Source organism: Dactylosporangium sp. CA-139114 (genome assembly GCF_050955725.1).
Classification (GTDB): domain Bacteria; phylum Actinomycetota; class Actinomycetes; order Mycobacteriales; family Micromonosporaceae; genus Dactylosporangium.
The window spans coordinates 594,951-618,173 of the sequence record NZ_CP192080.1; the positions used below are offsets into that span (position 1 = coordinate 594,951).

The following is a 23,223-nucleotide window of genomic DNA, read 5'->3' on the forward strand; positions in this document are numbered from 1 at the left end:
GTATCCGCTGCGAGCATCCTCAAGCAGACGTGAGGAGCAGATCACCGAGCGACTCGAGGGTCGCCACGGTCACACCCTCGGGCATCATCGGCAGCTCGACCACCGGCCGGCCGAGACCCAGCAGCTCGGCACGCAGCGAGGACTCGGCGGTGACCTTGGCCTGGTAGGCCCGCGCCTCCCCGGCCAGCCCGCCCAGCAGCTCCTTGTCGGCCGTCACGCCGGCCGCGGCCAGGCCCCGGCGCAGGTCGGCCTGGGTGACCTTCACCCCGGCCAGCACCGGCGGGCGGGTGGCGTTGACGACCACGGTGCCGATCGGGATGCCCAGCCGGGTCAGCTCCTCGATCGCGTCCGCGGTCTCCTGGACCGGCATCTCCTCCAGGAGGGTGACCACGTGCACGGCGGTCATCGGCGAGCGCAGGATGGCCGCGACGCCCTCGCTCTGGGTCTTGATCGGCCCGACCTTGGCCAGCCGCGCCGTCTCGGCCGTCACGTTGAGGAACCGGCCCACCCGCCCGGTCGGGGGCGCGTCGAGCACGACGGCGTCGTAGGCCCGGCGGCCGTCGGCGGTGCGCGTGACCGCCTCCTTGATCTTGCCGGTCAGCAGCACGTCGCGCAGGCCCGGGGCGACCGTGGTGGCGAAGTCGACGGCGCCGACCTTGCGCAGGGCCCGTCCGGCGACGCCGAGGCGGTAGAACATCTCGAGGTACTCCAGCAGCGCCTCTTCGGCGTCGACCGCCAGCGCCCGCACCTCCCCGCCGCCGCGGGCCGAGGCGACGCGCACCTCGCGGTAGGGCAGCGGGTCGCGGTCGAAGAGCTGCGCGATGCCCTGCCGCGCCTCGACCTCGATCAGCAGGGTCCGTTTCCCGTCACGGGCCAGCGCCAGCGCGAGGGCGCCGGCCACGGTCGTCTTGCCGGTGCCGCCCTTGCCGGTGACCACATGCAGACGGGCGGGCCAGCCGTAGCCGCCCCGCCCGTCAGAAGACTCGCGCGCCGTCACACCCTCGACGCTACCTGGTCGAGGCCCGTCGTCACGCGGCGGTGATCTCGCACACGAACCAGCCCTTGCCGTGGGAGGCGATGTACCGGTACTTCGTCTCCGCGACCTTCTCGTCGCTGGTGGTCACCTTCACCGTGGTCGTGAGCGTGGCCTCGTCGCTGGTCTGCTTCTCGACCGTCGGCGCGGGCCAGGTGTAGGTCGGGCTGCTGAGGCTCGCGTCGTAGGTGCGGATCTCCTGGATGCGTGCGGTGACCTTCGCCTTGTCGCGGGAGGAGGAGCAGACGTACTTGAGCGCGTCGTCGACGCTCTTGTTCTTGTACACCGCGGTGAGGAAGCTGTTGACCGCCTCGGAGGCCGTCGGCGCACCCGTGCCCTGGTTGTTCTGGACCACGAAGTAGGCTGCGGCGCCGCCACCGCCGCAGAGCACGATCACGACGCCCAGGATGATCAGCGTGATCATCAGGCCGCGCTTCTTCTTGACCGGCGCCTGCTGCGGGTAGACCGGGTAGCCCTGGGCCGGCGGACCGGAGAACGGCGGCGCCATGCCCGGCTGCGGCACCCCGCTGACCGGGGCCGTGGGCCCGGTCGGGAACTGGCCGGTGGGCGGCGTGAACGGCGCCGTGGGCTGCCCGAACGCGCCCGTGGCCGGCATCGGGCCGGCCGGCGGGTAGGGCTGGGCGTAGGGCTGCCCGGAGATCGGCGGGGCCGAGGTGGGCGGCGCGTACGGGTCCGGGTTCGGCGGCTGCACCGTGTACTGCTCGGGCTGCGGCTGCGCGAACGGGTCCTGCACCGGCGGGGGCGGCGGCCAACCCGGCTGCCCGGACTGTCCGGGCTGACCCGGATACTCCGGCTGGCCCGGGTATGGGGGCGGTTGCGTCATTTCTCCCACCTTTGTGCGGCGCTCACGTCGGCGGCCCTCACAGTAGCGTCATGGGGCCACCCGTGGGGGGTCCTGATATCAGGCTGTGCCCGACAAACCCGGACGGCCCGGCGTTACTGTCCCCACATGCAGAAATGGGAGTACCTGACCGCGCCGCTGCTGGTCCACAACACGAAGATGATCCTCGACAACTTCGGCGAGGAGGGCTGGGAGCTGGTGGCGATCGTGCCCGGCCCCAACCCGGAGAACCTGGTCGCCTACTTCAAGCGCCCGAAGGCCGGCTGACATGGGTGACGTCCACGCCCGCCTGGCCGAGCTCGGGATCACCATTCCTCCGGTCGTACCGCCCGTCGCCGCATACGTCCCCGCCGTGCGCACGGGCAACCACGTGTACGTCTCGGGCCAGCTGCCCATGGTCTACGGGGCCCTGCACGCCACCGGGCTCGTCGGCGCCGAGGTCACCCCGGAGCAGGCCAAGGACCTCGCCCGCACCTGCGCCATCAACATCCTCGCGGCGGTGGAGGCCCTCGTCGGCCTCGGCAGCGTCGTGCGGGTCGTGAAGATCGTCGGGTTCGTCGCCTCGGCGCCGGGCTTCACCGGGCAGCCCGGCGTGGTCAACGGCGCCTCCGAGCTCCTCGGCGAGGTGTTCGGCGACGCCGGGAAGCACGCGCGCAGCGCCGTGGGGGTCTCGGCACTGCCGCTGAACGCGCCCGTCGAGGTCGAGGCGATCCTCGAGGTGGCCTGACGCCGGATGGCCGGCCGACCCCGTGGCGCACCGCTCGCGGGGTCGGCTACTGGCCGGTCGGGTGACGTGTGGGGCGAAGTACCCCGCCGTAGGATCACTTTCGTGGTAAGCCACGTCACCACCCCCGCCGCCGAAGTGCTCGACGCGTTGCCCGACTGGGTGACGCTCGTCCGCGCGCCCAACCCGGGCCCGATGACGCTCGACGGCACCAACACCTGGCTGCTGCGCGCCCCCGGAGGCGGCAGCGTCGTGGTCGACCCGGGCCCGCTCGACGAGGGGCACCTGCGGGCCGTCGCCGCGCACGCACCCGTCGCCGCCATCGTGCTCACCCACGGCCACATCGACCACACCGAGGGTGTCGAGCGGCTGGCCGGGCTCACCGGGGCGCGGGTGTACCACCCGCCGGTGCTCGAGCACCTCGACGCCGACGGCCTCACCGTCGAGCCGCTGGCCACCCCCGGGCACACGAAGGACTCGGTGTGCTTCGTGGTGCGGCTGGGCGGCGAGGAGATCGTGCTGACCGGCGACACCATCCTCGGCCGCGGCACCACCGTCGTGGCCTGGCCCGACGGGGATCTCGGCGACTACCTGGACAGCCTCGGCCGCCTGGCCGCGCTCGACGGGCGCCCCGCGCTGCCCGGGCACGGCCCGGCACTGCACGACACCGGGATCGCGGCCCGATTCTACCGCCGGCACCGCGAGTCGCGGCTGGAGCAGGTGCGGGCGGCGGTGGCGGCCGGCGCGACGGACGCGCCCGAGGTCGTGGCCAAGGTGTACGCCGACGTGGACCGCTCGCTCTGGTTCGCCGCCGAGATGAGCGTGCGCGCGCAGCTCGATTTTCTGCGACGGGAATCACATCCGGCCCCTGATGGTTTGGATGCAACGTGAGCGGTCCGCGGCGAAGCGGAGGGGCCGCTCACCGGCAAACTCAGCCCGGGGGTCGCGGCGGCACCGGAGCGCAGCGGAGGTGACGGCGTGACCTGTTCGGTGTGCGGGACCGTGGCCGTTCCCGGTGCGCGGTTCTGCCACCACTGCGGCTCCGCGCTGCCCGCGGCCGCCACCCTGCCGGCGGCCGAGCGGCGCATCGTCACCGTCCTCTTCGGCGACCTCTCGGACTTCACCGCCTGGTCGGAGGATCTCGACCCGGAGCGCGTCGGCGCCGTCACCGACCGGGTGCTCGCCGCGCTCGCCGGCGCCGTGAAGACCTTCGGCGGGCACGTCGACAAGCTCACCGGCGACGGGATCATGGCCGTGTTCGGCGCGCCGGTCGCGCACGAGGACGACGCCGAGCGGGCCGTGCGCGCCGCGCTGTCGATGCAGCGGGCGGTCCGCCGCGTCCTCGACGACGAGCGCGGCGGCGGCGCCCCGCTCGGCCTGCGCATCGGCCTCAACACCGGGCCGGTCGTCGCGGGCGTGCAGGCCGGCATCGAATACACGGTCATCGGCGACACCGTGAACACCGCCGCCCGGCTCGCCGACGCGGCCGCGATCGGCGCGGTGTACGCGGGCGACCGCACCTCGAGCTCCACCCGCCGCCTGGCCTCCTGGCGGGCGCTGCGCCCGCTGCGGCTGAAGGGCAAGCGGGAGCCGGTCGACGCCTACGAGCTGCTCGGCCTGCTCGACGCGCCCGGCACCCGCTCCGGCCTCGGCGACGAGGCGCCGTTCGTGGGCCGCGAGCCCGAGCTCGGCCGCGTCTCGGGCCGCCTCGCCGAGATCGCGGACCGCCAGGAGTCGCGGGTGCTGGTCTTCACCGGCGAGGCGGGCCTGGGCAAGACGCGGCTGGCCGGCGAGATCGAGCGCTTCGCCGCCGGATACCTCGGCGGCGCCGGCTACACCCCGAGCGCCGGGTTCGCGCCGGGCGGCGGCGCCCGCGTGCTCTCCGTGCACTGCGCCGCGTTCGGCGAGCGGCGGCGGCTGGCCCCGCTGGCCGACCTCGTGCGCGCCGCGATCGGCCTGCCCCCCGACGCCGCGCAGACCCGCGAGGCGGTCGAGGAGCGGCTGCGCCGGCTCGCCCAGCGCCTGGCCCGGGCCGCGCGGGGGCGCCCGGAGCCGCCGCGGTTCGCCAGCGACCTGCTGCTGAGCCTGATCGGCTACACCGAGGCCGTCGGCGACACCGCGTGGGTGGCGCCCGGCGGCAAGGCCGACGAGCTGGACCTCGACGTCGTGCCGGCCGCCGTGGCCGAGCTGCTGTCGGGGCTGGCCGCGGAGACGCCGCTCGTGGTGATCGTCGACGACCTGCACGACGCGACCGCCGAAACGCTGGACGCGCTCGGGGCGACCATCGAGCGGCTCGAGGGCCCGGTGCTCATCGTGCTGCTCGGCCGGCCCGAGCTGGTGCGCTCGGCCGGGGTGCTGACCCGGATGGCGGATGCCGAGGTCGTACCGATCCCGCCGCTTCGGGGCGCGGACGCCGCCCGGCTGCTGACGGCCTACCTCGGGGGCGGGCGGCTCGCCCCGGCCGACGAGGACCGGCTCCTCGCGACCGCCCAGGGCAACCCGTTCTACCTCGCCGAGCTCGTCACCCTGCTGCAGGAGCGGGGCGCGCTCACCACCGTCGCCGGCACCGACCCGCCCGGCTGGCGGCTCGCGCCCGGCTCGCTCGGCGGCCGCCTGCTCTCCCGCGACCTCGCCGCCGTGCTCGCGGCCCGCATCGACGCGCTGCCCGCCGACACCCGGGCCGTGCTGCGCGACGCCGCCGTCATCGGTGACACCGTGCCCGCCCGGGCGCTCGAGGCGCTGCGGTTCAACCCGCCCGGCCAGCCGGCCCGGCCCGCGGTCGTGGCCGCCGTCGAGCTGGAGCGGGCCGTGGAGGAGCTGCTGCAGCGGCGCATGCTGCGCCGGGGGCGGGGCGGGTTCGCCTTCGCCACCCCGCTGCTGCGCGAGGCCGCCTACGCGGGCATCGGCAAGGCCGACCTGGCCGAGCGGCACGCCGCGCTCTCCCGCTGGGCGGCCGCGGCCGTCACGAGCTTCCTGGCCGCCGGCGGCACCGGCAACGTCGCGGGGCTCAACCTCACCCTCGGCTCCGCCGACGCGTTCATCGCCGAGCACGCCGAGCGGGCCAGCCGGCTCGCCGACGTCGTCGGGCTGCGGCCGGACTCGCTCGCCCGCTCGGCCGCGCCGCTGGGCGTGCAGGCGCTGGGCCGCGCCGCCCGGGCCGCGCTGGCCTCCGGCGAGCCGGCCCAGGCCGCGCAGGCCGCCGACCGGGCCGCGGTGCTCGGCGGCGGCGCGCTGCCCGCGGCCGACCGGCTCGTGCACGCCCGGGCGCTGTTGCAGCTCGGGCGGTCGGCGGAGGCGCTGGGGTACGCCGAGAAGATCACGGCGAACGCGGGCGACGACGCGGCCGTGCGGGTGGGCGCGCTGCTCGTGGCGGGGCGGGCCTACCGGGCCATGGGCGATCACCGGCGCAGCTACGGCACGCTGTCCGAGGCGCTCGACGCGGCGACGGCGGCGCATCTGACGTACGAGCGCGGCGACGCCATGCGCCGCCTCGGCATGGCCGACTTCCTCGAGGGGCGCCTGGCCGAGGCCGGGGGCCGCTTCGCCGAGTCGTTCCAGATCGCGGTCACCGCCGGCGACCGGCGCGCCCAGGCGTGGTCGCTGCAGCACCTGGCCTGGGTCACCACCACCCGCGGCGACTTCGCCGGCGCCGACGCGGCGCTCGGGCGGGCCGCCCGCCGCTTCGCCGAGCTCGGCGACCCGGTCGGGCGGGCCTGGCTGAGGGGCACCACGGCGTTCGTGCGGCTGCTCGCGGGCCGGCTCGGCGAGGCGCGGCGGCTGGCCAAGGCGTTCCTGCCGTTCGGCGAGCGCGTCGGCGACGCCTGGGCGGTCGGCACCCTGCGCGCGGTCGAGGCGTTCGCGGCGGCCGAGAGCGGCGACCTCGCCGAGGCCGACCGCGAGGCGCGGCGGGCCTACCGCGAGTTCGCCGCGGCCGGCGACGACTGGGGCCGCGGCCTGGCACTGGTCGTGCGCGGCGTGGTCGCGCGCGAGCTGTCGGAGCCGGCGCACGCGTATGACCTGCTCAGCGACGCCACCGAGTGGGGCGAGAAGACCGGGCACCCGCTGCTGCTCGGCATGTCGCGCACGATGCGCGGCTTCGTGTCGCTCGACCGCGGCGACGCCGTCGCGGCCGAGGCCGACGCGCGGGCGGTCCTGCGGGTTGTCGAGACCCACGACGTGCTGGAGCCGGCCACGGTCGGGCCGCGGGTGCTCTTCGGCCTGGCCCGCCTGGCCCAAGGCGACCTGCCCACGGCGCTGGAGACGCTGGGCTGCGTCGCCGCCGAGCGGCCCGGCCCCTCGGTGATCTTCTCGCGCCGCCAGGCCATCGCCGCCTACGCCGCGGCCCTGCTGGCGGCCGGGCGCAACGCGGAGGCGCTGGACTGGGCGCGGCAGGCGCAGGACGCCGCGGGTGAGGACGTTCGCGGTCGCGATTATGCGGCGGCGGTGTTGGCCGAGGCCCTCGAAGCCAACCGAGCGTGCGCGCACGACTCCGTTGCGGCGGTGGCCGAGTCCTGAAAGTCGGCTGTGGCCGATGCGTGACGGAGAACTGTCATACCCCTGTCGTACCGTCTTACCGTGACCGCATCGGCTCCGCTCCCCTCGGTGCCCGGCCTGACCGGGTTCTCGGTGCTGGCCCGTGGCGGATATGCCACCGTCTACCGGGCCCAGCAGGAGTCGGTCGGGCGCGACGTCGCCGTCAAGGTCGAGAACCGCACCCTGGAGACCGAGCGCGACCGCCGCCGCTTCATGCGCGAGGCGCGCGCGGCCGGCCGCATGTCCAGCCACCCGCACGTGGTCGATCTGTTCGACGCGGGCATCACCGGCGACGGGCACCCCTACCTGATCATGGAGCTCTGCGACGGCTCCTACGCCGAGCGCATGCGCTCCGCCCCGCTGAGCGCGGCCGAGGTCCGCGAGGTCGGCTTCAAGATCGCCGACGCCCTCGCGGACGCGCACTCCCTGGGCGTCCTGCACCGCGACGTCAAGCCCGCCAACATCCTCTTCAGCCGCTTCGGCGAGCCCGCCCTCGCCGACTTCGGCCTGGCCATCCTCGCCGAGTGGCGCGACGTGTCGATCACCCTCGACGTGCTCACGCCCGCCTACGCCCCGCCCGAGACGTTCCGCCACGCCCCGCCCGGCCCCGCCGCCGACGTCTACGCGCTCTGCGCCACCCTCTATGCCCTGATGCGCGGCCGCCCGCCCCGCTGGCGCGAGGACCAGATGCCGAGCCTGCTCTCGCTGGTCGACATGTTCAACGAGAACATCCCCGACCTGCCCGGCTGCCCGCCGGAGCTGATGGCGATCCTGCGCGCGGGCATGGCCAACGACGACACCCGGCGCCCGACGGCCCTGCAGCTGCGCGACGCCCTGATCGCCCTGCAGCTCGCGCCCACCCCGCCGGTGATCGTGCCCCCGCTCGGCTCCCCACCGGTCGAGCCCGTCTACACCTCGCCGCCGCTGCCGCCCACGCCCCCGCCGCCGCCCGCCGACCGCCTGCTGGACTCGCCGTTCCTGGGCGGCTTCCCCCGCGACCCGGAGCAGACCGTCCCGCACGAGGCCGGCCCCGAGGAGCCCGCGACCGACCCCGTGCACCGCTCCGGCTCCGCCGCTTCGGGCCCCGGCGCGGGCTCGGCTCCGTCTTCGGGCTCCAGGGCGGGCTCGGCTCCGTCCTCGGGCTCCGGTGCGGGCGGGTTCGGCTCCAGGGGCGGGGTCTTCGGCTCCGGCTCCGGCTCCGGCTCCGGCTCGGGTGGCGTGGCCGCGGTCGCGGATTCGGGGCCGCCGGCCGCGCCGCCTTCGGACCCGTTCGTCGCGCCGGTCAAGCCCGCGGCGGGAAGCCGGCGCGGCCTGTGGGTCGGCGTGACCATCGGACTGGTGGCGGTGGCGGCGCTGGTGGGTGTCGCCATGGCGTACGGCTTCGGCGACGGCTCCCCGGGCCCGGCCCCCTCCGCCTCGGTGCTCGCCGCCCCGCCCACCACCGCCTGCGGCCCGGTCGCCGCCGCGGAGGCGCACTGCTCGAGCACCCCGGAGTGCTTCGACGCCAAGCTCACGGTGACCTCGTGCGACGGGGTGCACACGTGGGAGGCGTTCGCCTACGGCGACCTGCCCGCCGGCAGCAAGGTGACCAGCCGCAAGGACCCGGCCGTGGCCGGCGTGTGCAGCCTCAACACTCTGGTGGCGGTGAACATCGGCGCGGCCAACTGGGAGATATCGGTCATGCTGCCGAGCACGGCCGAGCAGCAGACCGGCCCGACGACGTTCCGGTGCCTGGCCGGCCGCGGGGACAATGCGATGACCGGCGACCAGCTGCACAAGAGCCGCTAGCACGCGCCCATCGCCGCCTCGGGCCGTACCGCCGAGCGCCCGCCGCACCGCGCCGCCCGCGCCGCCGCACCGCGCCGCCCGCGCCGCCGCACCGCGCCGCCCGCGCCGCCCGCACCGCCGCACCGCCGCACCGCCCGCGCCGCCCGCCGCGCCGCACCGCACAGCACCGCACCGCGCCGCCCGCGCCGCGCCGCCCGCGCCGCCCGCACCGCCGCGCCGCCCGCACCGCCGCGCCGCCCGCGCCGCCCGCACCGCCGCGCCGCCCGCGCTGCACCGCCGCCCGCCGCCCGCACCGCCGCGCCGCGCCGCGCCGCACCGCCTGCGCCGCCCGCACCGCCGCCCCGCGCCGCCGCCCGCACTGCACCGCCGGGCCGCTGGGCCGCCGTCTCGCCGGGCCGCGCCGCGCTGGCCGCGCTTGGCCGTGCCGCAACGCCGATGGTGGCGTCAGTACGACTTCTCCTGCCCCAGCAGGTGCTGCGAGACGAAGTTCAGGATCATCTCCCGCGACACGGGCGCGATCCGGCCGGCGCGGACGGCTCCGAGCAGGGTCGACACGCCGTACTCGGTCGTCATCCCGTTCCCGCCCAGCGACTGGATCGCCGTGTCGACCGCGAGCGCGGCGGCCTCGGCGGCGGCGTACTTGGCCATGTTCGCCGCGACCCCGGCCTCGAGGTCGCGGCCCGCGTCGTAGAGGGTCGCGGCCTTCGCCACCATGAGCCGGGCGAGCTCGACCTGGATGTACGCGTGCGCCAGCGGGTGCGCGACGCCCTGGTGGCTGCCGATCGGCCGGCCCCACACCGCGCGGGTGGCGGTGTAGGCGGAGGCGCGCTCGAGGGCGTACCGCGCGGTCCCGCACGCCATCGCCGCCACGGTGATGCGCTCAGGGTTGAGGCCGGAGAACAGCGCGGGAAGGCCCGCCTCGGGATCCTCGCCCACGAGCGCCTCGGCGGGGACGCGCACGTCGTCGAGGTACAGCTGGAACTGGTTCTCCGGACTGACGATCTCCATGTCGATCTTCGTCGCGGTCAGTCCGGGGGCGTTGGACGGCACCACGAAGATCGCGGGCTTCAGCTTGCCGGTGCGCTCGTCCTCCAGGCGGGCCACGACCATGACCTTGTCGGATTCGTCGACGCCGGAGATGTAGACCTTCCGGCCGGTCAGGGAGTAACCGCCCTCGAAGGGCCGGGCGACCGTCGTGAGCTTGTGGAAGTTGGAGCCCGCGTCCGGCTCGGTGATGGCGAAGCAGACCTTGAGGGTGCCGGACGCGAAGCCCGGCAGCAGGTTCTGCCGCTGGGTCTCGGTGCCGTGCTTGGCGATGATCGTCGCGGCGATCGCGGGGGAGACGACGAGCAGCAGCAGCGGGCAGCCGGCCGCGGCCAGCTCCTCGCAGACGATCGCGAGCTCGGTGATGCCGCCGCCCCCGCCGTCGTAGCGCTCGGGCACGCTGACGCCGAGGTAGCCGAGCTTGGCCGCCTCCTGCCAAAGCTCGTCGGAGTGCTCGCCGGCCTTGGCCTTGCGCACGAAGTACTCGTGGCCGAAGCGCTTGCCCAGCTTGGCCACCGCGTCGCGCAGGTCCTGCTGTTGAGGGGTGTAGTCGAAGTCCACGCAAAACTCCAAGGGCTATGAGGGGGACAGCACCGCCAGCAGTGCGCCGGACTCGACCTGCGAGCCGGCCGCGACCCGCAGGTCGCTGATGACGCCGTCGGTGGGGGCGTGCACGGGGTGCTCGAGCTTCATCGCCTCCACCGTCAGCAGCAGGTCGCCGGCCGCGACCCGCTGGCCGGGCACCACGAGCACCCGGCCGACCGCGCCCGGCAGCGGCGCGACCAGCGAGCCCTCCGGCTGGTCGGCCGAGGGCAGCGGGAAGCGCGGCAGCTCGCTCAGCGTCACCGAGCCCTCGGAACTGTCCACGAAGGACACTCCGTCGACCTCGTGCACCGCGAACTGCAGCCGCACCCCGCCGACGTCGAGCACGACCCGCTCGCCGGTGGCGGAGAGGATCGCGGCCGGCGGGTGGTCGGGCGCGCCGGAGGGGTCGAGCGCGGCACCGGGCAGGCCGATGTCCTCGGGGTCGATGCGGCGCACCGCCCAGGCCGCGAGGTCGTTGGCCCGGTCGAGCCGGTAGCCGACCTCGATCGTGCCGGTCGGCCCCTCGTACACCACCGTCTGCAGCGCGCTGGGCACGTTGCGCCAGCCGGAGGGCAGCCCCGGCAGGAGCGCGGTCTTGGCCCGCCGCGCGGCCCCCGCGAGCGCGGCGGCGAGACAGGACAGGCGCACCGCGTCGACCGAGGACAGCAGCGGCGCGAAGACCTCGGGGTGACGATCCAGAAAGCCGGTGTCGGTACCGCCGGACAGGAACGCCGAGTGCCGCAGCACCCGCACGAGCAGGTCCCGGTTCGTGGTCACGCCGTGGATGTGCGCCCGGGCCAGGGCCCCGCCGAGCATGCGCGCGGCCTCGGCGCGGGTCGGCGCCCAGGCGATGAGCTTGGCCAGCATCGGGTCGTAGTGCACGCCGATGACCGAGCCGTCGGCGACGCCCGAATCCAGCCGGAGCCCGGGCGCGGGCAGCGGGCCGAACGAGTGCGTGACCCCGGCGACCTCGAAGCGGTGCAGGGTGCCGGTCGAGGGCATCCAGGCGTACGCGGGGTCCTCGGCGTAGAGCCGGACCTCGATCGCGTGCCCGCGCAGCGGCGGCGGGCCGTTGAACGGCAGCGGGCCGCCCTCGGCCACGACGAGCTGGAGGCGGACCATGTCGACGCCGATCACGCACTCGGTCACCGGGTGCTCGACCTGCAGCCGCGTGTTCATCTCCAGGAAGAAGAACTCGCCGTTCGGCGCGAGCAGGAACTCCACGGTGCCGGCGCCGACGTAGGACACGGCCCGGGCGGCCGCGATCGCCGCCTGGCAGAGCCGCTCGCGCAGCTGCGGGTCGACCGCCGGCGACGGGGTCTCCTCGACGATCTTCTGGTGCCGCCGCTGGATCGAGCACTCGCGCTCGCCGAGGGGGACCACGTTGCCGTGCGAGTCGGCCATGATCTGGACCTCGATGTGGCGGGCGCGCTCGACGTACCGCTCGCAGAACACCGTCCCGTCGCCGAACGCCGACGCGGCCTCGTGCCGGGCGGCGGCCACGGCCTCGGCGAGCGACTCGCGGTCGCGCACGATGCGCATGCCCCGCCCGCCTCCGCCCGCGGACGCCTTGACCAGCACCGGGAAGGAGTCGACGTCCTCGGGCTCGACGGCGGTGGGCAGCATCGGCACCCCGGCCTCGGCCAGTAGCGCCTTCGCCTCCAGCTTCGAGCCCATCATCGCGATGGCCTTGGGCGACGGGCCGACCCAGGTCAGGCCGGCGTCGATGACCGCGCGGGCGAACTCGGCGTTCTCCGACAGAAAGCCATAGCCCGGGTGTACCGCATCCGCCCCGCACTTGCGCGCGGCCGCGATGAGCAGATCGCCGCGCAGGTACGTGGCGCTCGGGGAGTTCCCGGGCAGGTGGACGGCGTAGTCCGCCTCGGCCACGTGGGGCGAGTCGGCATCGGCGTCGGAGTAGACGGCGACCGTCTCGATCCCCATCGCCCGGCAGGTGGCGAACACCCGGCGGGCGATCTCGCCGCGGTTGGCTACCAGCAGCCTTCTGATCACTGTCGCTCCCCTAATGCCGGAATACGCCGAAGTTCGCGCGGTCGCCGGTGCCGACGAGCGCCAGGCACATGCCCAGGACGGTGCGGGTGTCGCGTGGGTCGATCACGCCGTCGTCGTACAGGCGGCCGGAGAGGAACAGCGCCGCCGACTCCTGCTCGACCTTGTGCTCGACCATGAACCGCATGGTGCGGTCCTGCTCCTCGTCGTAGGCGTGGCCCTTGGCCTCGGCCGCCTGGCGGGCCACGATCGACAGCACGCCGGCCAGCTGCTGCGGGCCCATGACCGCGGACTTGGCGTTCGGCCAGGTGAACAGGAACCGGGGCTCGAACGCGCGGCCGCACATGCCGTAGTTGCCAGCGCCGTAGGAGGCGCCGATGTTGACGGTCAGGTGGGGCACCCGCGAGTTGGCCACCGCGTTGATCATGAGTGCGCCGTGCTTGATGATGCCGCCCTGCTCGTACTCGCTGCCGACCATGTAGCCGGTCGTGTTCTGCAGGAAGATCAGCGGGGTGCCGCTCGCGTTCGCGAGCTGGATGAACTGGGCCGCCTTCTGCGCCTCGGCCGAGAACAGCACGCCGCGCACGTTGGCCAGCACCCCGACGCGGTGGCCGTGGATCGCGCCCCAGCCGGTGCACAGGGCCGGGCCGTAGGCGGGCTTGAACTCGTCGAACTCGCTGCCGTCGAGCACCCGGGCCAGGATCTCCCGCGGGTCGAACGGCACCCGCAGGTCCGCGCTCGGGATGCCCAGCAGGTCGTCGGCGTCGTACTTCGGCTCCGCGCCGTAGGTGCGGGTGGCCGTCCGGCCGAAGTTGCGCACGCAGGCGCGGGCCAGCCGCAGGCCGTCGCGCTCGTCCTCGGCCACGAAGTCGGCCAGGCCCGAGCGCGTGCCGTGCATCGCGGCGCCGCCCAGCGTCTCGTCGTCGACCGTCTCGCCGGTGGCCATCTTCACCAGCGGCGGCCCGGCCAGGAACACCTTGGCCCGGTCGCGCACGAAGATCGTGTAGTCGGACATGCCGGGGACGTACGCCCCGCCGGCCGTCGCGTTGCCGAAGACCACCGCGACCGTGGGGATCTGCGCCGCCGAGAGCCGGGTCAGGTCGCGGAACGCCGCGCCGCCCGGGATGAAGATCTCGGCCTGCTGCGGCAGGTCCGCCCCGCCCGACTCGACCAGGTTGATCAGCGGCAGCCGGTTCTCCCGCGCGATCTGCGAGGCCCGCTGGGTCTTCTTGAGCGAGAACGGGTTGACCGCGCCGCCGCGCACCGTCGGGTCGTTGGCCACGATCACGCAGGCCACGTTCTCGACGATCCCGATGCCGGCCACCACGCTGGCGCCGATCGGGTAGTCGGTGCCCCAGGCCGCGACCGGGCAGATCTCCAGGAACGGCGAGTCGCGGTCCACCAGCAGCTCGATGCGCTCGCGCGGCAGCAGTTTGCCCCGCGCGTGGTGGCGCGCCATGTACTTGTCGCCCCCGCCGGCGCGCGCCTGGCGCAGCGCCGACTCCAGCTCGGTCAGGCGCTCCAGCATCGCCGCGCGGTTCTCCGAATACACGGTCCCGCGCGGGTCGAGATTGCTCGTCAACACTGGCATGGCCCTCAGACCCCCAACTGCTTCGCGATGATCTCGTTCATGATCTCCGTGGTCCCGCCGCCGATGCCCATGATCCGAGCGTCGCGGTAGTGGCGCTCGACCTCGGCGTCGCGGACGTAGCCCAGGCCGCCGTGGAGCTGCACGGCCTGATCGACGACGTGGTCGCAGGTCGCGACCGCGGTGTTCTTCGCCATCGCCACCTCCGTAACGAGCCGCTCGCCGCTTGCGACACGGACGGCGACGTGGCGTACGTATGTGCGGGCCACCGCGACCAGCCGCGCCATCTCGGCGAGACGGTGCCGCACGAGCTGCCGGCTCGCCAGCGGGCGGCCGAAGGTGTGCCGGTCGCGCACCCAGGCCAGCGTCAGGTCGAGGCAGCGCTGGGCGGTGGCGTAGGACTGCACCGCGAGCGAGATCCGCTCGGTCGCGAAGTGGGCCATGAGATCGGCGAAGCCGCCCACGACGTGGTCCTTGGGCACCCGTGCGTCCACGAAGGCCAGCTCCGCGGTGTCCGAGCAGTGCCAGCCCATCTTGTCCAGCCTTCGGGTGACCGTGAAGTCCTCGGCCACGAGCAGGCGCAGGCCCTCGCCGGTCCGCACGACCACGGTCGCGAAGTCGGCCCGCGCCCCGCTGGTGATGAACGTCTTCGTACCGTTGACGACGTAGTGGTCGCCGCGGTCGTCCGCCCGCGTGCGGATGCCGGCCACGTCGGAGCCGCCGTCGGGCTCGGTGACGGCCAGGCAGCCGATCCGCTCCCCGGCGAGCGTCGGGCGCGCGAACCGCTCGATCAGCTCCGCCCGCCCGGTCGCGACGATGTGCGGCAGCGCGATGCCGTGCGTGAACAGGGCGGCCACGAGCCCGGACGACCCGCCGGCCTGGATCAGCTCCTCGGTGACGACGACGGTGTCGACGAGGTCGCCGCCGGAGCCGCCGGCCGCCTCGGGGAAGCCGATGCCGAGCAGCCCGAGCTCGGCGGCCCGCCGGTGCAGGGCGCGGGGCACCTCACCGGCGCGCTCCCAGCCGTCGAGGTGGGGGAGCACCTCGCGGGTGACGAAGGCACGGGTCAATTCCCGCAGCCGCCGCCGCTCCTCGGTCTCGAAGGCATCCGTCACGGCAACAGCTCCGCAGGCAGCTCGACGAGCCGGGAGCGCAGCCACTCGCCGAGGGCCTTGCCCTGGGGGTCGAAGCGGGTGCTGGCCGCGACCCCCTCGCCGAGGATGCCCCGCACGACGAAGTTGACGGCGAGGAGGTTCGGCAGCTCGTACCGCTCGATCGGCAGCGGCCGCGCCTCGGGCAGCAGCTCCCGGAGCCGGTCGGCGGTGAGGTGCTCGCGCAGCCACGCGTAGGCGGGCTCGGCCCGGGCCCAGACGCCGATGTTCGCGTCGCCGCCCTTGTCCCCCGAGCGGGCCCCGAACACCGAGCCGAGCGGGACCGCCACGCCCGGCGGCGGCTGCCGCGGCGAGCCCGGCGGCGAGCCGGTCTGCGAGCCCGGTGGAGTGCTCGCGATCGTCGTGGCCGGCGGCGGGATCGGGCGGCGGGTTCCGTCGGGCAGGACGGCCACGTGCTCGACCGCCTCCTGCGGCAGGAAGTGCCCGGTGAACACGCCGAACGGGGTGGCGTCGCCGGGCGGGGCGGTCAGCGCCAGCCCGGGGTAGGAGGCGAGGGCGAGCTCCACCGCGGCCTGGGAGAAGGTGCGGCCGGCCCGCTTCGGGTCGGAGTCCTTGATCGACACGGTCAGCAGGGCACTGGCGGCCGCCTCCGAGTCGGCGTCCGGGCGGTCGGTGCGGGCCAGGACGAACTCGAGGCCGTCGGGGCCGAGGGCGTCGGTGAGCTGGGCGCGGACCAGCTCGGCCTTGGACTCGATCTCGAGTCCGCACAGCACGAACGTCATCGCGTTGCGCAGGCCGCCCAGCGAGTTGACACCGACCTTCAGCGTGGGCGGCGGCGGGGCGCCGCGGACGCCCGAGACGCGCACCCGGTCCGGCCCGTCGGCGGCCAGGCGGATGGAGGCGAAGTCGGCGACCACGTCGGGCCCGGCGTACGCGGGCGCGCCGATCTCGTAGAGCAGCTGCGCGGTCACCGTCTCCACCGTCACCGCCCCGCCGGTGCCGGGGTGCTTGGTGATCACCGCGGAGCCGTCGGCGTGCAGCTCGGCGAGCGGGAAGCCGGGGCGGCGGGCGCGGTCGGGCAGCTCGGTGAAGAACGCGTAGTTGCCGCCCGTCGCCTGGGCCCCGCACTCCAGCACGTGCCCGGCGACCGTGGCCCCCGCGAGCGCGTCGAGGTCGTCGCGGGTCCAGCCGAAGCGGGCGATGCCGGGGCCGACGACGAGCGAGGCGTCGGTGACCCGGCCGGTGACCACGATGTCCGCGCCCGCGGTGAGGCACTGCGCGATGCCGAAGGCGCCGAGGTACGCGTTCGCCGTGAGGCCCGGCACCAGGGCGCTCACGTCGTCGCCCTCCACGTGCGCGACGGCCACGTCCAGACCGAGCCGCGCGGCAAGGGCCCGCACGGCTTCGGCGAGCCCGGCCGGGTTCAGCCCGCCGGCGTTGGTCACCAGGCGGACGCCGCGCTCCCGGGCGGCAGCGATCACGGACTCCAGCTGGCGCAGAAACGTCTTGGCGTATCCGGTCGCCGGGTCCTTGAGCCGGTCGCGGCCGAGGATGAGCATCGTGAGCTCGGCCAGGTAGTCGCCGGTGAGCACGTCGAGCTCGCCGCCGTCGAGCATCTCGCGCCAGGCCGTGGCCCGGTCGCCGTAGAACCCGGACGCGTTGCCGATCCGCAGCGTCATCGGGTCCTCGCCCGCGGCTCGCGCTTGGCTCCGGGCGGGCCCGCGAACGCCTGCGCCACGCCGAGCCATGCGGCCGCGTGGTCGCCGGTGGCCTGCAGCGCCAGGTCGGCCGGGTGCCGGCGCTGGGTCACCAGCAGGCAGAAGTCGAGGATCGGGCCCGTCACGCGGTCGCCGGACGCCTCCGGCCCGAAGGTCACCACGTCGTCGCCCAGGCTCAGCTCCACGCGGAAGGGGGCGGGCGGGGCCGGCTGCCCGTGGCTGGCGAAGCCGTGGCCGATCGTCCGGAAGCCGATGAAGGCGACGTGGCGCAGCCGCTCGGTGGGGCGCAGATGCTCCCGCGCGCGCTCGTCGTCCGGGAACGTCTCGGCGATGTCACGCCCGTGCGCCCAGGTCTCCATGATCCGCGCCGTCGCGCACGAGACGGGCGACATCGCCGGGCCGAACCAGGGCCGTTGCTCTCCGGGGGGCACCTGTCGCAGCGCCTCGGTCAGCGCCGCGCGCCCGGCCCGCCAGCGCGCCAGCAGCTCGTCCGGCGGCGCGACGCCCGCGGCCGCGGCCCGATCCACGTAGGTCAGCGGGTCGTCCAGCGACTCCGACAGCCGGGCGTAGAAGCCGTCCGGGTCCGCGTTGGCCAGCGTGGCCACCTCGTCCGTCCAGTGCAGGTGCGCGATCTGGTGCGCCACGCTCCAGCCGGGCGCGGGCGTCGGGCGGCTCCACTGCTGCGGGTCGAGGCCGCTGACCAGCCGGTCGAGCGCCTCCGACTCCGCCGCCAGGTCTCGCAGCACCTCGTCGAGCTGCATCGTCGCGCCTCCTATATCAGCTTCGCCAGCTGGTGCTTCCAGGCCGCGAGGAGCAGGGTGCGGCGCGGGGTGTCGTCGGTGAGCAGGTTCGCCACGCCCAGCCCGCGCAGCAGGTCGAGCGTCGCCTGCACGGCCTCGCGCACGCCCGGCCGCGACTCGTCCGCCCCCAGCACGTCGACGGTGAGCCGGTGCATCTCGCGGCCGACCCGCGCCTCGAGCGGCACGAGCGCGTCGCGCAGCTCGGCGTCGGTGCGCGCGGCGACCCAGACCTCCAGGGCCGCGACGAACAGCGGGCCGGTGAACGCGGCCGCGAGCAGCTCGACGACCCGGTCCAGGCGCTCCTCGCGGTCGCCGGTCAGCGCGGCGGCCTCGACCCGGATCTCCTCGGCCCGCCGCTCGGCCAGGTGCTGCACGGCGGCCAGCACCAGAGCGGCGCGAGTGGGGTAGTGGTGCAGCTGGGCGCCGCGGGAGACGCCGGCGCGCTCGGCGATGACCGTGGTGGTGGCGCCGGACCAGCCGAACTCGTAGAGGCACTCGACGGTGGCCTCGAGCAGGCGCCGCTGCGTGACCCGGCTGCGTTCCTGCATGGCTCCCAGGGTCCTCGCCCGGAAACAAACAGTCAAGACTGATTGTTTTTGGTGCCGAGAAAAGCCGCCCGGGGTGTCTGGGCGGCCTTTTCTTCTTGGACCTGTCCGGTTTTGCTTCCTAGCGCTCCGAGGGCGACCAGCGGCGGACCTGGCAGCGTCGGCGCGCAGCGCCCAGCGGTGCCTGGCGGGAGCGACGGTCGTGCCCCCGGCGGACCCGAGTCATGCCCGGCTCGCGCGGAGCGCTCTCAGACGCGGGCTCGGCGGGCGAGACGCTCGGGGTCCATGATGATCACGCTCTTGCCGTCCAGCCGCAGCCAGCCGCGGGAGGCGAAGTCGGCCAGGGCCTTGTTGACCGTCTCGCGCGAGGCGCCGACGAGCTGGGCCATCTCCTCCTGCGTGAGGTCGTGGTTGACCCGCAGCACGCCGCCGTCGCGGGTGCCGAAGCGGCCCGCCATCTGCAGCAGCGTCTTGGCCACGCGGCCGGGCACGTCGGTGAAGATGAGGTCGGCCAGCGAGTCGTTGGTGCGGCGCAGGCGGCGGGCCAGCACGCGCAGCAGCTGCTCGGCGATCTCCGGCCGGTTGGTCAGCCACGGCCGCAGCGCCTGCTTGCGCAGCCGGGCCAGCCGCGTGTCGAGCACGGCGGTGGCGGTGGCGGTGCGCGGCCCGGGGTCGAACAGCGACAGCTCGCCGACCATGTCGCTCGGGCCCATGACGGCGATCAGGTTCTGCCGGCCGTCCGCCGCCCGGCGCCCGACCTTGATCTTGCCGGACAGCACGATGTAGAGACTGTCGCCCGGCTCGCCCTCGCTGAACACGACCTCGCCCTTGCGGACGTCGATCGTCTCCATCTCCTTGGCGAGCGACTCCGCGGCGTCGGCCTCGACCCCCTGGAAAATCCCGCTCCGCGCCAGTACCTCGTCCATCGCGTCCACCTCGTATCCTCGGCGCGTCCTCTCCGCTGCGAAGCGATCGCGCGAACGCCAGTTTATGCATACGGGATCGTGTTGACCGAGGGTGGGCAGGCGGAGATGGTACCGCGCGACCTGCGGCTGGGTCGTCCTGCGCAAGGGTGGCCCACCGTTCGCGGGGGTGCGATATCTTCGCGTCGGACACGACCAGCCCGTGCTCAACGTGAGCTCGGGGCGTCGCCGAGTGGTGGAGTGGATCGCATGACGGTGTACGGCGGACCCTCCCGCTGGCCGGACGAGCAGCCCGAGCAGCCGGAGCGGCGCGGCCCTGCGCCCTCTCACCCTGAGCAACCGACGGGACCGGCCGGAGGTTACGGGGCGCCCACCGGTCGTTTCGACGGATTCGCGGCGGGTCGCAACCCGCGCCCGGACCCCACCCCGGAGCCCGGCTCCGGCAACGTCTGGGGCGGCGGCTCGTTCGGCGGCGACCGCACCGGTCCGGTCTCCGGCCAGGTCTACGGCTCCCCGCCGGTCGCGCCCCTGTTCGAGCCGGCGCCCGGGCAGCAGCGGCGCCCCGAGGACCTCTACTCCGCCCGGGCCTACGAGCCCGAGGAGCGGGCGGGCCGGCGCAAGCTGCCGCTGCCCGGCGATCCGCCACCCGCGCGCTCCGGCGGCGGCCGGCGCACCGCGATCATCCTGGGCGCGGTGGCCGCCGTGGTCATCGGCGCCGGAACGGCGGGCGCGGCCACCTTCCTCGGCGGCGACGAGAAGCCCGCCTCGACCCAGGGCCCGGCCCAGCAGCCGAAGGGTGGCGGCGGCTCCGACGCGGCCGGTGGCGGCTCGTCCGCGCCCGCCGCCGGCGCGGTCCCCGGCCCGGCCGAGGGCATCACGCTGAGCGCGACCGGCGACATCGTCATGGGCATGGCCCCGGGCGGGCTGCCGCCGAACAACGGCAAGGGCTTCTTCGACCCGGTGAAGGAGTATCTGGTCGCGGACTTCCAGATGGGCAACCTCGAGCAGGTGCTGACCGACGACACCGGCGTGGGCAAGTGCTCGGCCGACGTCGCGGGCAAGACCTGCTTCGCCTTCCGCACCCCGCCGGCCTACGTGCAGAACCTCACCGACGCCGGCTTCAAGATGATGAACATGGCCAACAACCACGCCTACGACTACGGCGAGGTCGGCTACAAGAACTCGCAGAAGGCGCTGGACGGGGCCGGCATCAAGTACACCGGCTGGCCGGGCGACATCTCCGTCGGCGAGGCCAAGGGCGTGAAGATCGCGGTGATCGGGTTCGCCTCCTACAAATGGTCGAACCTCTGCTCCGATCTCGACGCCGCGGAGAAGATCGTCAAGGAGGCCACGACCAAGGCCGACCTCGTGGTCGTGCAGGTCCACATGGGCGCCGAGGGCTCCGACAAGACGCACGCGAAGAACGAGACCGAGATGTTCCTCGGCGAGAACCGCTGCAACCCGGTCGCCTTCAGCCACCGCGTCATCGACGCCGGCGCCGACCTGGTCATCGGGCACGGGCCGCACGTGATGCGCGCGATGGAGTTCTACAAGGGGCGGCTGATCGCCTACAGCCTCGGCAACTTCGCGGGCTACAAGGCGCTGTCCTACAACGGGACGGTCGGCATCGGCGGCGTGCTGAAGGTGACGCTGCTCGGCGACGGTACGTTCAAGGCCGGGAAGCTCACCGCCACCTACATGGTCGCGCCCGGGCTGCCCAAGCCCGACCCGAAGAAGCAGGCCATCCCCTTCGTGTCGAACCTTACCAAGCAGGACTTCCCGAAGACCGGCGCCCAGATCGCGCAGGACGGCACGATCACGCAGCCGGCCGCCTCCTGACGCCTTCGTGCGGGGCGTCCGGCCCGCGGTTGATCAAGCGCTTGGTTGACTGTGACGGAGTCGCTCGACCGGGGGCCGTACCGGGCGACGTATTGTCGTTGCGTGACTGAGACGGCGTTGGCGTTGAAGCGGCGGGCGCGGCGGATGGGCCGCGCCCTCGTGACGATCCACCCCGACGCGCACTGCGAGCTCGACTTCACCACCCCGCTCGAGCTCGCCGTCGCCACCATCCTGTCCGCCCAGTGCACCGACGAGCGCGTCAACCAGGTCACGCCGAAGCTGTTCGCGCGCTACCCGGACGCCGCCGCGTACGCCGCGGCCGACCCGATCGAGATGCAGGAGCTCATCAAGCCGACCGGCTTCTTCCGCAACAAGACCGAGTCGCTCATCGGGCTCGGGCAGGCGCTGGTGGAGCGGCATGACGGTGAGGTGCCGGGGACGCTCAACGAGCTCGTCGCGCTGCCCGGGATCGGGCGCAAGACCGCCAACGTGATCCTCGGCAACGCCTTCGACGTGCCCGGGATCACGGTCGACACCCACTTCCAGCGCATGGTCCACCGCTGGAAGTGGACGGACGAGACCGACCCGGTGAAGATCGAGTTCGCCGTCGCGACGCTGTTCGCGCCGCGGGACTGGACGATGCTCTCGCACCGGATGATCTTCCACGGCCGCCGCGTCTGCCACGCGCGCAAACCGGCCTGCGGGGCGTGCACCCTGCGCAAGGACTGCCCGTCGTACGGTCTGGGCCCGACCGAGGTGGAGGCGGCCACCAAGCTGCTCAAGGGCCCGCGCGCGGGCGAGCTCGCGGAGCTGGTCCTGTGAGGCGGCTCCGGCTCGCCGCGGCCCTGCTCGCAACGGTCGCGGCGCTCGCGGCCTGCACCGCGGACGTGAAGGCCCCGACGGCCGGCGACACCGCGGCGAGCACCGGCCCGCGCTGCATCGAGAAGGCGACCCCTTCGGCCCCGGCCGCGGCCGCGTCCGGCCCCCAGTTGCCGGCCATGGCGCTGCCCTGCTTCGACGGCGGCCGGTTCATCGACGTGGCCGACCTCGGCTCCGAGCCGACGATCGTGAACCTGTGGGCCTCGTGGTGCCCGCCGTGCCGCGAGGAGCTGCCCGCGCTCGAGCAGGTCGCGGCGGCCGGGAAGGTGCGCGTGGTCGGCATCGTCACCAAGGACCGCCACGACCAGGCCCAGTCCGTGATCACGGAGGCGAAGCTGACCTTCCCGATGCTGGAGGACCAGGGGCAGCAGTTCGCGGTGGCGGCGAGCCCGCTGGTGTCCAAGGCGCTGGTCACGCTGCCCTCGACGCTGTTCGTGGCCCCGGGCGGGCACATCGTGTACGCCTACCAGGGCCCGGCGCTCACCGCGGACAAGCTGCGGGAGCTGGCCCGGCAGCATCTGGGGGTGACGGTGTGATCGAGCCGCCCCCGGACCTGCCCGGCTGGTTCGAGCCGCTGCTCACCAACATCCGCAACACCGACGCGGCCGACTTCACGCGCCTGCCCACGCCCGACGGGGAGGGCCGCCGGCAGAGTGCGGTGCTCGTGCTCTTCGGCGAGGACCCGATCACCGGCCCCGACATCCTGCTGCTCCAGCGCGCCGCGGACATGCGCAACCACGCCGGCCAGCCCGCGTTCCCCGGCGGCGCGGTCGACCCCGGCGACGCCGACTCGATCGCGTGCGCGCTGCGCGAGGCCGAGGAGGAGGTCGGCCTGGACGCGAGTTCGGTCGAGGTCATCACGACCCTGCCGACGCTGTGGATCCCGGTGAGCAACTTCCTCGTCACGCCGGTCCTCGCCTGGTGGCGCGAGCCGCACCCGGTCGGCCCGGCCGACCCGCGCGAGGTGGCCCGCGTCGAGCGCCTCCCCATCCGCGAGCTGGTCGATCCCGCCCACCGCCTGCGGCTTCGCCACCCCAGCGGCTGGATCGGCCCGGCGTTTCGGATTCACGACATGTTGGTCTGGGGCTTCACCGCCGGCGTGCTGTCCACGCTGCTGGAACTCGGCGGATGGGCGGTGCCGTGGCCGACGGGCCGGGTCGAGGAACTGCCGGCATCTGGTGCCACACCTGTACGTTGAATGCGTGTCTGGCAGCGTGATCGATCTCGTCCTTCTGCTCCT

Annotated in this window: 19 protein-coding genes; 9 read left to right on the forward strand and 10 right to left on the reverse strand. The window is 74.4% G+C overall.

Going from position 1 to position 23,223, the window contains the following annotated elements:
• Positions 1–19: 19 nt before the first annotated feature.
• Together ACQP2P_RS02710 and ACQP2P_RS02715 are read right to left on the reverse strand one after the other, a co-directional pair.
• A complete protein-coding gene (locus tag ACQP2P_RS02710) occupies positions 20–997 on the reverse strand; it encodes an ArsA-related P-loop ATPase (RefSeq protein WP_433612942.1) in 978 nt (325 codons plus the stop codon).
• Positions 998–1,028: 31 nt separating this feature from the next.
• A complete protein-coding gene (locus ACQP2P_RS02715) occupies positions 1,029–1,877 on the reverse strand; it encodes an Rv0361 family membrane protein (RefSeq protein WP_433612944.1) in 849 nt (282 codons plus the stop codon).
• A gap of 126 nt (positions 1,878–2,003) precedes the next feature.
• On the opposite strand from ACQP2P_RS02715, the gene ACQP2P_RS02720 reads away from it, so the two are divergent.
• The 5 genes from ACQP2P_RS02720 (at position 2,004) to ACQP2P_RS02740 (ending at position 8,940) form a co-directional block, all read left to right on the forward strand.
• Entirely contained in the window at positions 2,004–2,162 is a 159-nt protein-coding gene (locus tag ACQP2P_RS02720; protein WP_190251269.1) for a hypothetical protein, read from the forward strand.
• Between the two features lies 1 nt (position 2,163).
• Positions 2,164–2,622 (forward strand): RidA family protein, encoded by a 459-nt coding sequence (locus tag ACQP2P_RS02725; protein WP_433612946.1) that lies wholly within the window; start codon positions 2,164–2,166, stop codon positions 2,620–2,622.
• 102 nt (positions 2,623–2,724) lie between these two features.
• The gene (locus ACQP2P_RS02730; RefSeq protein ID WP_433612948.1) at positions 2,725–3,510 is read left to right on the forward strand and encodes an MBL fold metallo-hydrolase; all 786 of its coding nucleotides are present in this window, start codon (positions 2,725–2,727) and stop codon (positions 3,508–3,510) included.
• 87 nt (positions 3,511–3,597) lie between these two features.
• The gene (locus ACQP2P_RS02735) at positions 3,598–7,134 is read left to right on the forward strand and encodes an adenylate/guanylate cyclase domain-containing protein (protein ID WP_433612950.1); all 3,537 of its coding nucleotides are present in this window, start codon (positions 3,598–3,600) and stop codon (positions 7,132–7,134) included.
• An 87-nt stretch (positions 7,135–7,221) separates the two neighbouring features.
• The gene (locus ACQP2P_RS02740; RefSeq protein ID WP_433618933.1) at positions 7,222–8,940 is read left to right on the forward strand and encodes a protein kinase domain-containing protein; all 1,719 of its coding nucleotides are present in this window, start codon (positions 7,222–7,224) and stop codon (positions 8,938–8,940) included.
• A gap of 444 nt (positions 8,941–9,384) precedes the next feature.
• Here the strand turns inward: ACQP2P_RS02740 and ACQP2P_RS02745 are convergent, their stop codons facing one another.
• The 8 genes from ACQP2P_RS02745 to ACQP2P_RS02780 form a co-directional block, all read right to left on the reverse strand.
• Entirely contained in the window at positions 9,385–10,545 is a 1,161-nt protein-coding gene (locus ACQP2P_RS02745) for an acyl-CoA dehydrogenase family protein (protein WP_433612952.1), read from the reverse strand.
• Between the two features lie 15 nt (positions 10,546–10,560).
• Positions 10,561–12,582 (reverse strand): biotin carboxylase N-terminal domain-containing protein, encoded by a 2,022-nt coding sequence (locus tag ACQP2P_RS02750; protein ID WP_433612954.1) that lies wholly within the window; start codon positions 12,580–12,582, stop codon positions 10,561–10,563.
• A gap of 10 nt (positions 12,583–12,592) precedes the next feature.
• On the reverse strand, positions 12,593–14,170 hold the full coding sequence (locus ACQP2P_RS02755; protein ID WP_433612956.1) for an acyl-CoA carboxylase subunit beta: 1,578 nt from the start codon (positions 14,168–14,170) through the stop codon (positions 12,593–12,595).
• A 5-nt stretch (positions 14,171–14,175) separates the two neighbouring features.
• Positions 14,176–15,282: an acyl-CoA dehydrogenase family protein gene (locus ACQP2P_RS02760; RefSeq protein WP_433612958.1), complete on the reverse strand. Its 1,107-nt coding sequence runs from the start codon at positions 15,280–15,282 to the stop codon at positions 14,176–14,178.
• Entirely contained in the window at positions 15,279–16,958 is a 1,680-nt protein-coding gene (locus tag ACQP2P_RS02765) for an acyclic terpene utilization AtuA family protein (protein ID WP_433612960.1), read from the reverse strand. Before ACQP2P_RS02765 ends, ACQP2P_RS02760 begins: the two co-directional genes overlap by 4 nt.
• Complete coding sequence (locus ACQP2P_RS02770; RefSeq protein ID WP_433612962.1) at positions 16,955–17,758, reverse strand: TIGR03084 family metal-binding protein; 804 nt, start codon at positions 17,756–17,758, stop codon at positions 16,955–16,957. The genes ACQP2P_RS02765 and ACQP2P_RS02770 overlap by 4 nt, the downstream gene beginning before the upstream one ends.
• Before the next feature lie 11 nt (positions 17,759–17,769).
• Positions 17,770–18,345, reverse strand: coding sequence for a TetR/AcrR family transcriptional regulator (locus tag ACQP2P_RS02775; protein WP_433612964.1), 576 nt, complete (start codon positions 18,343–18,345; stop codon positions 17,770–17,772).
• Between the two features lie 245 nt (positions 18,346–18,590).
• Positions 18,591–19,268 carry a Crp/Fnr family transcriptional regulator gene (locus tag ACQP2P_RS02780; RefSeq protein ID WP_426509797.1) on the reverse strand — a complete coding sequence of 226 codons (678 nt, stop codon included), beginning with the start codon at positions 19,266–19,268 and terminating at the stop codon, positions 18,591–18,593.
• 624 nt (positions 19,269–19,892) lie between these two features.
• Between ACQP2P_RS02780 and ACQP2P_RS02785 the strand changes: the two genes are divergently transcribed.
• The 4 genes from ACQP2P_RS02785 (at position 19,893) to ACQP2P_RS02800 (ending at position 23,181) form a co-directional block, all read left to right on the forward strand.
• Complete coding sequence (locus ACQP2P_RS02785; protein ID WP_433618934.1) at positions 19,893–21,104, forward strand: CapA family protein; 1,212 nt, start codon at positions 19,893–19,895, stop codon at positions 21,102–21,104.
• Positions 21,105–21,248: 144 nt separating this feature from the next.
• A complete protein-coding gene (gene nth, locus ACQP2P_RS02790; RefSeq protein ID WP_433618936.1) occupies positions 21,249–21,926 on the forward strand; it encodes an endonuclease III in 678 nt (225 codons plus the stop codon).
• Positions 21,923–22,519 (forward strand): TlpA family protein disulfide reductase, encoded by a 597-nt coding sequence (locus tag ACQP2P_RS02795; RefSeq protein WP_433612966.1) that lies wholly within the window; start codon positions 21,923–21,925, stop codon positions 22,517–22,519. Before nth ends, ACQP2P_RS02795 begins: the two co-directional genes overlap by 4 nt.
• Complete coding sequence (locus tag ACQP2P_RS02800) at positions 22,516–23,181, forward strand: NUDIX hydrolase (protein WP_433612968.1); 666 nt, start codon at positions 22,516–22,518, stop codon at positions 23,179–23,181. Before ACQP2P_RS02795 ends, ACQP2P_RS02800 begins: the two co-directional genes overlap by 4 nt.
• Positions 23,182–23,223 lie beyond the last annotated feature (42 nt).

Bases quoted from the DNA above. Each gene is read 5' to 3' on its own strand.
- ACQP2P_RS02755 (WP_433612956.1), bottom strand. From the start codon at position 14,170: ATGCCAGTGTTGACGAGCAATCTCGACCCGCGCGGGACCGTGTATTCG.
- ACQP2P_RS02725 (WP_433612946.1), top strand. From the start codon at position 2,164: ATGGGTGACGTCCACGCCCGCCTGGCCGAGCTCGGGATCACCATTCCT.
- ACQP2P_RS02770 (WP_433612962.1), bottom strand. From the start codon at position 17,758: ATGCAGCTCGACGAGGTGCTGCGAGACCTGGCGGCGGAGTCGGAGGCG.
- ACQP2P_RS02775 (WP_433612964.1), bottom strand. From the start codon at position 18,345: ATGCAGGAACGCAGCCGGGTCACGCAGCGGCGCCTGCTCGAGGCCACC.
- ACQP2P_RS02720 (WP_190251269.1), top strand. From the start codon at position 2,004: ATGCAGAAATGGGAGTACCTGACCGCGCCGCTGCTGGTCCACAACACG.
- ACQP2P_RS02780 (WP_426509797.1), bottom strand. From the start codon at position 19,268: ATGGACGAGGTACTGGCGCGGAGCGGGATTTTCCAGGGGGTCGAGGCC.
- ACQP2P_RS02715 (WP_433612944.1), bottom strand. From the start codon at position 1,877: ATGACGCAACCGCCCCCATACCCGGGCCAGCCGGAGTATCCGGGTCAG.
- nth (WP_433618936.1), top strand. From the start codon at position 21,249: ATGGGCCGCGCCCTCGTGACGATCCACCCCGACGCGCACTGCGAGCTC.
- ACQP2P_RS02765 (WP_433612960.1), bottom strand. From the start codon at position 16,958: ATGACGCTGCGGATCGGCAACGCGTCCGGGTTCTACGGCGACCGGGCC.